Raw genomic sequence first — 13,153 nt, forward strand, 5'->3', positions numbered from 1 at the left:
TATGCTAATGAGTGAGCGTTTTCAAAAATTCCAAGACATTCCGCTCTCTTAAAATGTGGTTGGGTGAAAAGAAGCTTTCAATCTGGTGGTGGTTAGAAAATTCCTTTTTATGCTCATAAGCTTTTCTGATGTAGGGGGCAAACCCAAAAGGGTTTTCTAAATCCTTTAAGGCGTTTTTCAAACTTTCTTCATCTTTATCTAAAGTATCAAAATACTTGAGTAAGACCTCTCTGGTTTCATAACTCAAAATATCTGAGCCTTTAAAAAAAGTGATGTCTGCATTAGCGACTCCATATAGATAAATCGCATTGGGTTTAGGCAGGTTTGAATTCCACATGGGGCGAGATGTTTGAAGGTTTTTTTCACCCTTATCGTTTTTAGAAAACTTGATTTCAATTCCTACCACATGATCAAAAATAAAAACCAAAAAATCAGGGTAATTTTGTGAGCCAAAAGGCTGGTATAAAAAATGGCTTGTAAGGTTTGAAAAAGGGTTTTTAAGGGTGTGTGGGTGGTTTTTTTCTAAAACTTGCTTTTTGAGTTGGTTAAAAGTGGTTTTGATTTCTTTATTAGGCTTTTCTTCAATATGGCTTAATCTTTCTGTTAAATCGCCGTTGATTTCGCTAAAGTGTTTTTTTAATTCATTCCTAAATTGGTTTTCAAACTGCTCCCCTGTGCTAGAACTTGCAAAAAACTTTCTTTTATTGGTAATTTCTTGGAACACTTTTTCAAGCATGCATTTCCTTTAATTTGCAATATTCTTCCACAAAATCATAAGTAGAAAACCCTAAAACTTGCGTGTTTTTATGAGCGAGTTTGTTGAAATCAATTTTATGGATAATCATTAAAGCTTCTTTAGAATGGGCTTTGATGAAAAAATATTGTCGGTTTTTAATCAGTAAATTTGCATTAGTGATCTTTTCGTTGTAGTCATAAAAGCCTTGTCTCACCACCGCAAAATCCCATTGGTATTTTTCTTTGTTGAAATATTTAAGGGTGTGTGGCGTGTTGTTATGAATGTAAGTGATAAAATCATTATGGCGGATTTTGGGGGGTGCAATGATGCGCTCGTCTTTAAGATTTAGGGCGATATTTTTATGCATATAGATTTGAAAAACGCATTTCACATCATAGGGCCGTTCATTAAAAATAAAAGCGTTTTTTTCTAAATCAGCGTTTAAAACCAATTTTGCACGCTTATCAATGTGTTTTTGAATGGAATAGCGTTTGAATAAATTAGGCAAAATAAACGCTACAATAGGTGCTTCGTTTAAAGATTTGTTTAAAAAATCTAGAGCTAATTTCCCTCTATGCCCAAAAGGAGGGTTGCCAATAATAATACGCTTTTTGTTAAACTCAATCAATTCCAACAGATAATCTTTTTTTTGAATGCCTTGAGCTTTAGGGGCAATATCAAGGGCGTCCCAATCAGCAATCCCTAATCCTTTTAATGCATCAACAAAGCTCCCACTCCCTGCACTTGGCTCTAAAAAATGGAATGCGTTTAAGTCTAGCCCTAGATTTTGATTGATGAGATCTTTTAATAAATCCAAACAAAATCGTGCGATTTTGGGGTGGGTGTAAAAAGCGTCTAAATTCTTTTGCAAGATAGTATTACTAACCATTTTAATCCCATTTTAATTGAAATCAAACCCGCCCGCTTCGCCTAAACTCATGCTCTCATAAGCCGCATTTACATAGCTGTTGCGGATCTCGCAATTCAAAACCTTCTCGCATTTCAAGCAACTCGCTACTTGCTTTTCTTCTTGGCATGCTTGCAATTTCAAAAGAGCGTCATTAAAACGCTCTTCGTATTCTAATTTTTTAGCGCTATTTGGCATCATTCTCCCTTTAAATGTTTTTCTAAAATTTGAGCTTCATGCGGACTAGCTAAATAGCATTCGCTTTTTTCATGGTAATTTTCTACGCTTTGCTCTAGCAAACGCTTTTTAACCCCCTTATCAAAATAAAACGCTTCCCCTTTAGCTTTTTCAATGATCAAGGCTAAAGGAAAGACTTCAAAAAGCTTTCGTAATTTCTTTTGCGGGTAGGAAAACATTCCGCCTTTTTTAATGAGCACATGATGGACATCAGCCACCATAGATCCTGAGTATCGTAAGCGGTAATTTTCTGCAAAAAATCCTTCCAAAGCCTTTTTCAAGCCCGAAGAAAAATCCTTTTGATTGCCTCCGCTAGCGACGATTTTACCCTTATTTTCTAAAACGATGGTTTCTATAAAATGGAACTTGTTTTGATAAAAAGCGTAACGATAAACTTCTTCTAAAGCCACCACTAATTCAATTTTATGCCCAAAAACCACATAAAGGCTTGCGACTAGATTTTGCGCCTTATAATCCTTTTCATAAACCCCTATAATCGTGCCTACTAAGAAATTCGCCTCCATCACTGAACTCCCGTCTAAGGGATCATAAGCGATCAAATAAGAGCCGTTTTCTTTAGTAACGGGCGTTTCTTTTTCTTCGCTAAAAACGCTTTTGATGTTTTCTAAACTCAAAAAATTTTCTTCTAAAAATTTGTCTAGGGCTAAATCCGCTTTAATGGGCGTATCCCCGCTGCTGTTTTCTAACTTAGTGTAACTCCCAGCGTCTGGCTTTTCTAAAATTTCTTGGGCTTTTTTAACCCCTTTTTCTAAAAGACTGATGATTTCTATAACGATGTTTGCATGCTTGCCTTTAAAATGTTTGTAATCCATAAAAACCCTTTTATGATTTGATTAAAGATGCTAATATTTTACTTTAAAACATTAAAAATAGGGAAGTATTTTGAAAGTAGCTCCGAGCCTTTTGAGCGCTGATTTTATGCATTTAGCCAAAGAGATAGAGAGCGTGAGTAACGCTGATTTTTTGCATGTGGATGTGATGGATGGGCATTATGTGCCTAATTTAACCATGGGGCCTGTAATTTTAGAGAATGTTACTCAAATGAGCAAAGTGCCTTTAGATGTGCATTTAATGGTAGAAAATGCGAGCTTTTTTGTAGAATTGTTCGCTCCTTTAAAACCGCAAATCATCAGCATTCATGCAGAAAATGAAAAGCACCCCCACAGGGTGTTGCAACTCATTAGAAATTCAGGCATCACACCAGGCATTGTCCTAAACCCCCACACGCATGAAGAAAGTATTAAATACTTGCTAGAAAGCGTGGAGTTAGTGCTTTTAATGAGCGTGAATCCGGGCTTTGGTGGGCAGAAGTTTTTAGATCTGGTGCTAGAAAAGTGTTTGAAAGTTAAAGAATTGATCAAACGCTACAACCCTAGCTGTCTTTTAGAAGTGGATGGGGGCGTGAATGATACAAATATCTTTAAACTCCAACAAGCGGGCGTGGATGTGGTGGTTTCAGGGAGTTATATTTTTAAATCCAAAGATCGTAAGCTGGCTATTGAAGGCTTACAGAATGTCAGACAGCCTCTTGCATAAAGACATTCAAGCCCTAATCGCTCGCTTAAAGCACCAGGATTTAAGCTTGGGCATGCTAGAAAAATCGCTCTCTCGCCTTATTTATGATGAAATCAATTTGGAATATTTAAAAGCGTGCGGGCTTAATTTCATAGAAACGAGTGAAAATTTAATCACGCTCAAAAACCTTAAAACCCCCCTTAAAGATGAGGTTTTTTCCTTCATTGATTTAGAAACCACCGGCTCTTGCCCCCTAAAACATGAGATTTTAGAAATTGGAGCCGTGCAAGTGAAGGGAGGGGAAATCATCAATCGTTTTGAAACCCTTGTGAAAGTCAAAAGCGTGCCTGATTATATCGCTGAACTTACAGGCATCGCTTATGAAGACACCCTAAACGCCCCAAGCGTGCATGAAGCTTTGCAAGAATTGCGGCTTTTTTTAGGCAGTAGCGTGTTTGTAGCCCATAACGCTAATTTTGATTACAACTTTTTAGGGCGTTATTTTGTGGAAAAATTGCATTGCCCCTTATTGAATTTAAAGCTTTGCACTTTGGATTTATCCAAACGAGCCATTTTGTCCATGCGTTATTCTTTGAGCTTTTTAAAAGAGCTTTTAGGGTTTGGCATAGAAGTCAGCCATAGAGCCTATGCGGACGCTTTAGCGAGCTATAAGCTCTTTGAAATATGCTTATTAAACCTGCCCAGTTACATCAAAACGACGATGGATTTGATTGATTTTTCCCAATGTGCTAACACCTTGATCAAAAGACCCCCAAGAGCCAGATACCAAGAGGCTCCACCGCCATTTTCTCTTTTTGAGAGGACAAAGGGCTTGTTCAATATCATAAAAGCAACCAGTTAAACGAACGCTGTTTAAGTGGGTTTGATTAGGGGTGAAATTTTAACATATCCATTTGATACTTTTGAATGTTGCCTAGTATTTTAATCTTATCTGCTACTTCGCACTCATCGTATATCTTTTTGTATTCTTGTATGATATTGACTTCATCGTTGTTTTTATTATCCATGCTCATAGTATGATTATACTAAAATAATTAGGTTGTGGTATAGTTCGGTATCGTTTGTTTTTTAAAGCAAGGAAGCCCCTTATAAAATAGGGGTTTTTTTGTGGATTATTTTTTAGCTTGTTTTAGCTTGGTTACTTCTTGCTGTAGCTTTTTAATACGGTTTTCTAACAATACCACTTTTGCGACTATGGAATACATATCCGCATTGGCTTGCTGTAGTTGTTCGTGGTTCTTTTTAATCTCATTGGTCATCATTACCATAGCATTCATTACCCCTTTTATTCTTTTATCTGTATTGATAATGGCCTCAATAATTGTTTTTTTGTAAATGGGCTCACCCTCTGTTGTATAACCAAAAATATAATCGCTAGCAAACGCTAACGCCCCCATTACTACTAAACCTAAACAAATCGCTTTAATTTTATTTCGTTCTCCTCCACTGTTGTTTTGCTCTCTTTTGCTACACAAGCTAAATTAGTGCCTAAATAGTCTTTCCATATTAACATGCGGTGTTGCTCGTAATAAATTAGCCATTGTGTTTTCCTTTGCTTATAATTTAACTTTAATCACATAGCAGTCTTTAAAGATTGTCTGCGTTGGATTATTCGTATCAAATACGATCTGCCTACCCTCCACTACATTGCTTCGTAACGATACTTTTTGTGAGCCAAAACTTTCCACGCCAGTCGTTTCTAAAGTGTAGCATTGATTGGTTTTATTCCAACTAATAAATTGCCTACTCCCTTGATTTATAAAACTTAAATCGCATGGTAAGAACACTTCCACGCCACTGCCAATTTCGGCTACATAGGTTGTCTGTGTTGGGCGTAAAGCTTTATTTTCATTTGTAGCAAGATTACCAATAAAAATACCATTTAGAATCTCATTTGTTTCTGTAGGCGTTTCACTAATCTCTAATATGTTTTGATCTATTCTTGCCAAACTGCTTTTTAGTGTGGCACTGATTTTAAGTGTTATTGGTTGCCCTACTAGCAAAGTTTCACTAGTATTATTGACTGCAGTGAGTAAATTATCTAAATATTTTTGATGCGTTAAGAAACCTGCGATTGGTTTATTAGTTATCTCTGAATTAAAATGCCAATTATAGTTAGTTGTCGCATTAAAATTAAATCCCATATTTTACTCCTTTTAAATTTTTTTCAAGGCTTATGCTATCTCTAAATCTTACCCATCCATTTACATTAGCATAGCGTTTGCTTTGTATCTTTTTTTCGTAGCCTTTTTCGCTCTCGTCTGCTTCCACTCGTGCGAGGTTTTCTTTGTCTTTTTCAATATCTTTTTTAATTGCTTCACTCATGGCTTGCTTGTCTTTGCCTAGTGTTTCTAATGGTTCGCTCATTGGTGTTTCCTTTGTGTCAATTTCGCTATGTTTTAACTCAACGCTGTCTTGTTTGTCTTTTTCAATTTCGGCTTTTAGATTTTCTTTTTCATCTTGTCTTTCCTTTGCTTCATTTTTGTCTTTGATATTATAATCAAAAAAGTTCGGTATGCCTTTGTTTAGATAACGATAATCATCAACTAAACATGGGCTGATGTGTTTTCTTGTAATGCTTGTTTCATTTTGCTATCCTTTAAGTCTAGTATGTTTATCTTGCTATTGTCAATTGATTTGCTGTCTTTTTTATCCCTAAAGAGCGTTTTATAGTCAACTTTAGAGAGTCTTTGCTATATGCTTTTAAAGTTAGTTATAGCTTCCATTAATATAGGTTCTATAATATCATAAATATAATAGTAAGTCAACATAAAAAACATTTTTATTGTTTAAATTATTTTAATAGCAGAAAAAAAGTATAAATATAATAATTAAGTAAAACCTACATCAAGTTCTACTTAAACCAAATTAAAAAAATCCATTTAAGTTATCTTAACCCTTTAGTTTAACCCTACCCCACAATATCCAACAAATGCTCTTCATGCCACAATTCAATTTCTTCTTCTTCCAAGCCAAACGCCTTAGCCCTTTGGCTGTTTGGATAGCGGTTTTTAGAGCCTTCTTTAGGGTCTTTATCGCTAATGGATTGCATGTTTTCTAATGCTCTTGTCTCTTGGGCTAATTCAAGCTTACTTTGAAAGCTTTGCGCTAAATCCAGCATATCACTTCTTGCACCCTGTTGGATAGCAGAATTTAAAGGAGCGTTTTGGTTGATATAAGTTACATTGCCTAAAGCTGAAACACCCATGCTAATCTCCTTAGAATGTTTAAGTGTCCTTTAGACTAATAGTTCGGTATTTTGAGTAAATGACATTAGCTCCTTTGATGATTTTGACAAATTTTCGTTGCGTGTAGTCAATTTCGTAACTATTAAACGCATCTTTTTGCATTTTAATCAACATTTTGGCTAATTCCATAATGACCTCATCTTTGGGCACGTTCTTTTGGCAAAAAACGATCAAATGCGATCCGGGAATATTTCTTACATGCATCCACAAATCATTCGCTCTTGCGTCTTGTAAGAGTTTGATATTTTCTTTTTGGTTTTTCCCTAAACCGATTTTAAAATCCTTATAATACAGCACTTCATACCCACTCATCGGGCGTTTGATTTTAGAATTTTTAAGGGGCATAAACATTTCTAAAACGCTTTCTTCTTGCGCTCCTTTAACATAATTAATTTGGTTTTCTTTAAAAGCGATTTTTTCTTTTAGATTCTCTTCTTCTAAATACAAGAATTGCGATTTTTGTTTCTTTTTCTTGCTGAGAGTGAATTTTTTATTGATAAAAGCGTTTAAGGGCATGCTCTTATCAATTTCAATCGCGCATTCTTTATCTTCAAAATCCTTTAAAACCACGCGGCTTTCATGCTTATGGATTAAATGTTGGTAAGTGAGTAATAAAGAGGCTTGAGTTTGCAATTCTTTCGCTTCTAATTGTAAGTTTTTAGGATCTTCTAGTTTTTCTAATTTTTCTTTCAAACGTTCTTTTTGGGCGTTTAATCGCTTGATGATTTGATTTTTTTTGTGTTCTAATTCTTTATGCTGATAGGATAAAAAATCTTTTTCTAAAATTTCTAACAATCCTTTAAAATCCAAATCCTCTTCTTGATGCTCGTAAATATTAGGAGGCAATGCCCCTAAAATATCGTTTTTAGCGACCCTGTCATTAAAACGAAAGGCTTCTATCACGCATTTTTCTTGATCTAAAATCATGAGATTGGCTTTTTTAGGGATCATCTCTAAACGCAAAATAAAAGTTTCACTCTTATAAGCTAAATCTTTAGCGCCCTTGATTTCTAAAATCCGATCGTTATCAATGATGTTTGCTTGTAAAATTTTGGCGTTTTTAGTGAATTTATTCAAACAAAAATCTAACGCTAGGGTGTTTTTTAAAACGCTCTCTGGGGGTTTTTTGGACAAACCGATATAAGGCGCGTTCAAATCCACAACAAAGGCGTGTTTTTCTTTAGAAAAAGTCTCTAATAAAAAACTAGATGCATTCAAGCGTTTGAGGTTAAAATGCGTTTGAGCGTTTAAAAATTCGCTGAATTTCTTTAAAAGAAAAAATTTCATTCTTGCACCTTTAATTTTTCCTTAGCGAAAGAAATCGCGCTCTCTATATTCTCGCTCCCTCCTATCATGCGCGCGATTTCTAAAACCCTTTCTTCATTATTGAGAGTTTTTGCAAGGCTTTTGTGGTTTTCTTTGAAAACTAAAATATGGTTTTTAGCGAGCGCTGGGATATGGACTTGGTGCGAAATGGCAAAGATTTGCGAATGGCTGCTTAAGGTTTCAAGGGCTTTAGAGACCGCCAAACTCTCTTCACCGCTCAAATTGGAATCCATTTCATCTAACACCAACACGCCTTTAAAATCCTTTAAAAACTCCATTTCTAAAAGCATGAACGCCAGCCTCAAACGGCTGTATTCTCCAGAGCTTAAGGTTTCTAATTGGGAATTTTGTAAATTCAAAACGAGTTTTTGAGCGCCTTTTTCGCTCATGGGGGCTTCTTCTAAAACCAAGCTAGGGCTTTTTAGGAGCAAATCTTTCGCTTTAGCGCTTAAAAGAGCGTTAAAACCGGCTAAATATTCTTTTCTAAAGCCGCTTATTTCTTCGCACAATTTCAAGCATTCGGTTTTTAATTGTTCTATTTCTTTGTGGTAAGTTTCGCAATGATGATCAATTTCTTTCAGGTTATGCAATTCGTTTTTAACATGCCCTAATCGTTCTTTAGCATGCGCAATACTCCCGTAATCCTTAATGATCCCGCTTAGCATGCCAAGCCTTTCTAGCACTTTTTCAATATCCAAACGCTCGCACTCTTCTAATTTAGCCTGCTCTTTTTCCAACAGAGCGCTCGCTTCTAATAAAGCGCTTTTTAAAAACTCCGCGCTATGGCCCACGCTCTCTAAAGCATGCGTGATTTTGTGGGTATTTTCTAGCACCTCTAACGCCAGAGCGATTTTATCGTTCAGTTTTTCCTTACTAGAGAGCAATTTTTTTTGCTCTAAAAGGCGTTCGTATTCATCTTCTTTTAAATCCAGCCTCTCTAATTTCATTTTTTCAAAATTCAATCGTTCTTCTAAATCCTTTTGGAAACGCTTTTTATCCTCTAATAACCGCCTTTCTTTTTCTAGCTTCTCTAAGCGGGTGAATTTTTCTTCAAGCGCGCCTAAAAGGGGGCTAAACGCCTGGTTTTTGTTTTGGATATAGCCATCTAATAAGGAGAGCATTAAAATATCGTTGAGTTCATTCTGGCTGAATCTGTCGTTAGATAAGCGTTTGATCAAACCTTTTAATAACGCTTTGAGCGTGTTTTTAGACAGGCTCGTTTGGTTTAAAAAATAGCGCGTTTTTTCTTTTTTGATCACGCTGATGACTAAGGGTTCATGTTCATCTTCTCTAAAAATGCCGTATTCTTCCGTGTCTAAAAAAGGCGCGATCAATTCCACTTCAATGTTTGAAGCGTTGCTCTCTTTAAGTCCAAACGCCCCTAAAAGGCTCGCAATCAGAACACTTTTCCCCACCCCACTAGCCCCACTAATTGCGCTCAAGCCGTCTTTAAACTCTAGATCCAATTTTTCAAAAACAGCGTTTTGACGCACTTTTAAGCGTGTGATTTGAGCGTTATTGAAATCTCGCATGTTTTTTACCCTTTTTTTATCTTTTTTTGCTAGGGCTTTCCCCCCATAATAGCTTTTCTTTAAGCACTTTAAAATAATCCCTTGAATTTTTTTGTAAGAGCTTGGTAGTGGTGGGGCTTTTTTGAATATATAGGGGTTGGTTGGCTTCTAAATCATAGGTGGCTTGCCCATCAATGACCACAAGAGCGTCTTCATGAGCGCAAAAATTCAAGCAAAATTCCGCTCCTAACACTAAAGGGCGTTGCGTTAAAGAAAAATCGCACAAGGGCGTTAAAATATAGCTCTGGCTTAAAGCATGCACAATCGGCCCATGAGCGCTCAAATTATAAGCGGTCGAGCCTAGGGGCGTGGCAATGATAAGCCCATCGCCTTTATAGGTGTTAAAGGGCGTATGGCCTGCGTAAGCTTTGATGTCTAAAACCCCTAAAGCTTTTTTTTTGGCGATCACGATTTCATTGATCGCATAAAAAGAGGTTTTCCCAATACGGCCCTCTAAAGCCAAATGCTCTTCTAGTTTGATAGCGCCTTGCTTGAGATCTTGTAAGAAACCTTTCAAACCATTCAATTCAACTGCGCTCAAAAACCCTAAATTCCCTATTCTAACCCCAAAACATGGCTTATTGTAAGAATGCGTCATTCTTAAAGCCCCTAAAATCGTGCCATCGCCCCCTAAACATAAAAACGCATAAGCTTTTTCTATCAATCGTTCATCTTTTGATCCATCAAGGCTATCAATCATAAAGCTTTCAAACCCCTCATCTTCTAAAAGCTTTAAAACCCATTCTTTAGCTCGCTCTAACTTTTCAAAAAGAGGGTTTTGATAATGAGTGGGTCGCACAAACACGCCGATAGTTTGAAGTGAATCTTTCATGCGTATATTGTAGCTTAAAGCTTGAAACAAAATTTTAAAAAAAGGGGTTTTAGCCGCTTTTTATTAATCTTATGTGAAATTCATAAGGAGTTTTTATTTTTATTAATGTTTCATTCTTTAATCGTTTTTAATTGTTTTTTGGGTATTCTTTTTAAGAATGTAAGCATTATGTTAAGGAATCATGCATGAAAAAATTTTTTTCTCAATCGTTGTTGGCTTTGATTGTGTCTATAAACACATTATTAGCTATGGATGGTAATGGCGTTTTTTTAGGGGCGGGTTATTTGCAAGGGCAAGCGCAAATGCATGCGGATATTAATTCTCAAAAACAAGCCGCTAACGCTACTATCAAGGGCTTTGATGTGCTTTTAGGGTATCAATTTTTCTTTGAAAAACACTTTGGCTTGCGCCTTTATGGGTTTTTTGACTACGCCCATGCCAATTCTATTAGGCTTAAAAACCCTAACTATAACAGCGAAGCGGTGCAAGTGGCGGGTCAAATTCTTGGGAAACAAGAAATCAATCGTTTAACAAACATCGCCGATCCCAAAACCTTTGAGCCAAACATGCTCACTTATGGGGGGGCTATGGATGTGATGGTTAATGCCATCAATAACGGCATCATGAGTTTGGGGGCTTTTGGTGGGGTGCAATTAGCCGGCAATTCATGGCTTATGGCGACACCGAGCTTTGAGGGTATTTTAGTGGAGCAAGCCCTTGTGAGCAAAAAAGCCACTTCTTTCCAATTTTTATTCAATGTGGGGGCTCGCTTAAGGATCTTAAAGCATTCTAGCATTGAAGCGGGCGTGAAATTCCCCATGCTGAAGAAAAATCCCTATATCACTGCAAAAAATTTGGATATAGGGTTTAGGCGCGTGTATTCATGGTATGTGAATTATGTATTCACTTTCTAGGGTGTGGCCCTAGAGAGTCAGCACGCTCTCAATGATTTTAATCAGCTCTTTTTCTCTTTTTTCTAGGCTTTTGGGCGTCCATTCGGTGTAATGGTGTGCAATGTCTATGGTCATCTTATAGCAGGTCATCACTCTAAAAGTTTTCTTTTTGTTTAACCTGATTTCTTCTCCCATGTAGATTTTCTTTTTATCTTTGAAATCCAAATTTGAAGCTTTAGTGTTTTTCTTGCCCCCTAAAAGCGTGAGATTGGCTAAAGAATGCGTGTAGCACTCCCTTTCTTCTTCGCTAAAGTCCTTCGCCCATTGGCTTGAGAGATTGGGTTTTTTGGGCAAGATGTGTTCAATATGCAGATCTTTATCCATCTGAATGCGCTTGGGGCAATCGTCATCGCTCATGAAATATTCCACTAAAATGAGAATGGGTTTGAGCCATGAATTGTTTGAACTCCTTTTGTGTTTTTCATACAAATGGTCATCTTTTAGTTTCTCTCTAAAATTTTGTGTTATTTTATTTTTATCTAAATATTCTTTTACAATAGAGATAATATCATCAATGTTTTTCTTTTCCTTTAGGGCTTTAATAATGTTGCAATTAGTTTGTTTTTTAGGCTCTTTTTGTTCTGCAACCCAATTTTGGTAATAAAACTTGACTAGCAATTCTTTTAAAGCCTCTATCTCGCTTTGGCTATAGTTGTGCAATATGCTGGTGCACAAAATAATGTGCCAAAAATCAGAGGCTAGATAAGAAAGCAAATGAGCATGTCGGTCTTGCATTTCTAACACCTCACAATAAGCGTTGTAAAAATCTTCTACGCCCTTAAGGTATCCTAATGGGGTTTTATTAAGCCTTTCAAACTGATCGGCAAGTCTTTCTTCCATGTTTTTCCCACTAGTTACCGGATGGAGATAGGTTAAATACCAGCTAAACAATATTTCTGCGGCGTTCTTCTCTCGCTTGTTCTCTTTTCTCTTTGGAAATTTTGACTCATTATCCAAGCATTTTTGACGCAAGGCATTCCACCGAGACACAAACTCTTCTTGATCCTTTTCTTTAGCGAGTATTTTTAGCAACTCCACCTTAAAAACATCTATCGCATGCAAGGGCAGACCCCTAGCGTTTAAAACACTAAAAATCCTTAACGCCATACTTATATTGGAGCAAGTGGTTTTGATAAATATGACCTTAAGATACAGCCATCTAATGAAATCGTTAATGTCTGCAATCTCTTTTTTTTCAAGATAGTTTTTCAAACAAACCGCATTTTTCAAGTAGTTGTTCTTGTCGTTCTTATCATTGCTTGCATCAAGATCGTCAAAAAATTTCAAGGCATCTTGAAAATCTTTTTTAGCATTAGACTCTATTGGATCAAAATCCAATCGTTTTCTTTTTTTTCCATCAGTATCGCCCAAACTATTTTCTAAAAAATCTCTGCTAGTTTTGTCTAAATGTTCATTATAGAGAGTGGCCAAGACTTTTGCAAGCAGAATGAAAGTGCTTAAGCGTTGCTAGCCATCTACAATGTCATAGGTTGTAGCGTTGGTTTCGGAATCTTTGCTGATTGCAATTAAGACTAATGAGCCGCAAAAATAATCGCTTTCTTTATAACATTCATAGCTAGAAAGCAAATCGTCTAAAAGCTTTTCGCAGTTTTCTTCTGTCCATTGGTAAGGGCGTTGGTAGGTAGGGATTTGGTAATAAGCACTAAGTTCTGTAGCTAAAATATCTTTTAATTGATAAGCCTCGCCTTCAATGCTTTCGTTTGCCATAAAAACCCCTTTGTGTGTTTTGAATGGATTATAACATTAAAAAGTGTTTTTTTTTTTT

At 36.4% G+C, this 13,153-nt stretch carries 14 protein-coding genes and 2 pseudogenes; 3 read left to right on the forward strand and 13 right to left on the reverse strand.

Translation table 11 applies throughout. The features are described from left to right. Positions 1-4 precede the first annotated feature (4 nt). From QAP06_RS07595 to QAP06_RS07610, 4 genes are read right to left on the reverse strand one after another with little or no spacing between them, the layout of a single operon-like run. Positions 5-736, reverse strand: coding sequence for a type II restriction endonuclease (locus QAP06_RS07595; RefSeq protein WP_286465686.1), 732 nt, complete (start codon positions 734-736; stop codon positions 5-7). Next, the gene (locus tag QAP06_RS07600; RefSeq protein ID WP_286465688.1) at positions 729-1,625 is read right to left on the reverse strand and encodes an SAM-dependent methyltransferase; all 897 of its coding nucleotides are present in this window, start codon (positions 1,623-1,625) and stop codon (positions 729-731) included. The genes QAP06_RS07595 and QAP06_RS07600 overlap by 8 nt, the downstream gene beginning before the upstream one ends. Before the next feature lie 12 nt (positions 1,626-1,637). Next, positions 1,638-1,841, reverse strand: coding sequence for a hypothetical protein (locus QAP06_RS07605; RefSeq protein ID WP_001864762.1), 204 nt, complete (start codon positions 1,839-1,841; stop codon positions 1,638-1,640). Next, a complete protein-coding gene (locus QAP06_RS07610; protein WP_286465689.1) occupies positions 1,841-2,713 on the reverse strand; it encodes a class 1 fructose-bisphosphatase in 873 nt (290 codons plus the stop codon). Before QAP06_RS07610 ends, QAP06_RS07605 begins: the two co-directional genes overlap by 1 nt. Positions 2,714-2,783: 70 nt before the next feature. On the opposite strand from QAP06_RS07610, the gene rpe reads away from it, so the two are divergent. Together rpe and QAP06_RS07620 are read left to right on the forward strand one after the other, a co-directional pair. Continuing rightward, positions 2,784-3,437, forward strand: coding sequence for a ribulose-phosphate 3-epimerase (gene rpe / locus QAP06_RS07615; RefSeq protein WP_286465690.1), 654 nt, complete (start codon positions 2,784-2,786; stop codon positions 3,435-3,437). After that, entirely contained in the window at positions 3,415-4,278 is an 864-nt protein-coding gene (locus QAP06_RS07620) for a 3'-5' exonuclease (RefSeq protein ID WP_286465691.1), read from the forward strand. The genes rpe and QAP06_RS07620 overlap by 23 nt, the downstream gene beginning before the upstream one ends. 25 nt (positions 4,279-4,303) lie before the next feature. Here the strand turns inward: QAP06_RS07620 and QAP06_RS07625 are convergent, their stop codons facing one another. The 8 genes and pseudogenes from QAP06_RS07625 to QAP06_RS07660 all read right to left on the reverse strand — a co-directional run bounded on the left by QAP06_RS07625 (position 4,304) and on the right by QAP06_RS07660 (position 10,414). Beyond that, positions 4,304-4,444 (reverse strand): hypothetical protein, encoded by a 141-nt coding sequence (locus QAP06_RS07625; protein WP_180393089.1) that lies wholly within the window; start codon positions 4,442-4,444, stop codon positions 4,304-4,306. Positions 4,445-4,549: 105 nt separating this feature from the next. After that, positions 4,550-4,912: a hypothetical protein gene (locus tag QAP06_RS07630; RefSeq protein WP_286465692.1), complete on the reverse strand. Its 363-nt coding sequence runs from the start codon at positions 4,910-4,912 to the stop codon at positions 4,550-4,552. A gap of 81 nt (positions 4,913-4,993) precedes the next feature. After that, the gene (locus tag QAP06_RS07635; RefSeq protein WP_286465693.1) at positions 4,994-5,581 is read right to left on the reverse strand and encodes a hypothetical protein; all 588 of its coding nucleotides are present in this window, start codon (positions 5,579-5,581) and stop codon (positions 4,994-4,996) included. Beyond that, positions 5,571-6,025: pseudogene (locus tag QAP06_RS07765) on the reverse strand (hypothetical protein). Before QAP06_RS07765 ends, QAP06_RS07635 begins: the two are co-directional and overlap by 11 nt. Before the next feature lie 323 nt (positions 6,026-6,348). Then, a complete protein-coding gene (locus QAP06_RS07645) occupies positions 6,349-6,645 on the reverse strand; it encodes a hypothetical protein (protein WP_000539111.1) in 297 nt (98 codons plus the stop codon). Between the two features lie 19 nt (positions 6,646-6,664). Next, complete coding sequence (locus QAP06_RS07650) at positions 6,665-7,972, reverse strand: NFACT family protein (protein ID WP_286465695.1); 1,308 nt, start codon at positions 7,970-7,972, stop codon at positions 6,665-6,667. Then, entirely contained in the window at positions 7,969-9,543 is a 1,575-nt protein-coding gene (locus QAP06_RS07655; protein ID WP_286465696.1) for a DNA repair protein RecN, read from the reverse strand. The genes QAP06_RS07650 and QAP06_RS07655 overlap by 4 nt, the downstream gene beginning before the upstream one ends. Positions 9,544-9,559: 16 nt before the next feature. After that, positions 9,560-10,414: an NAD(+)/NADH kinase gene (locus QAP06_RS07660; protein WP_286465698.1), complete on the reverse strand. Its 855-nt coding sequence runs from the start codon at positions 10,412-10,414 to the stop codon at positions 9,560-9,562. A gap of 185 nt (positions 10,415-10,599) precedes the next feature. Between QAP06_RS07660 and QAP06_RS07665 the strand changes: the two genes are divergently transcribed. After that, positions 10,600-11,328, forward strand: coding sequence for an outer membrane protein (locus QAP06_RS07665; RefSeq protein WP_286465699.1), 729 nt, complete (start codon positions 10,600-10,602; stop codon positions 11,326-11,328). Positions 11,329-11,337: 9 nt separating this feature from the next. Here QAP06_RS07665 and QAP06_RS07670 read toward each other — a convergent pair. After that, positions 11,338-13,095 (reverse strand): annotated as a pseudogene (locus QAP06_RS07670) (DUF262 domain-containing protein). Between the last annotated feature and the right edge of the window lie 58 nt (positions 13,096-13,153).

This window comes from Helicobacter pylori (assembly GCF_030323545.1).
GTDB lineage: Bacteria > Campylobacterota > Campylobacteria > Campylobacterales > Helicobacteraceae > Helicobacter > Helicobacter pylori_CO.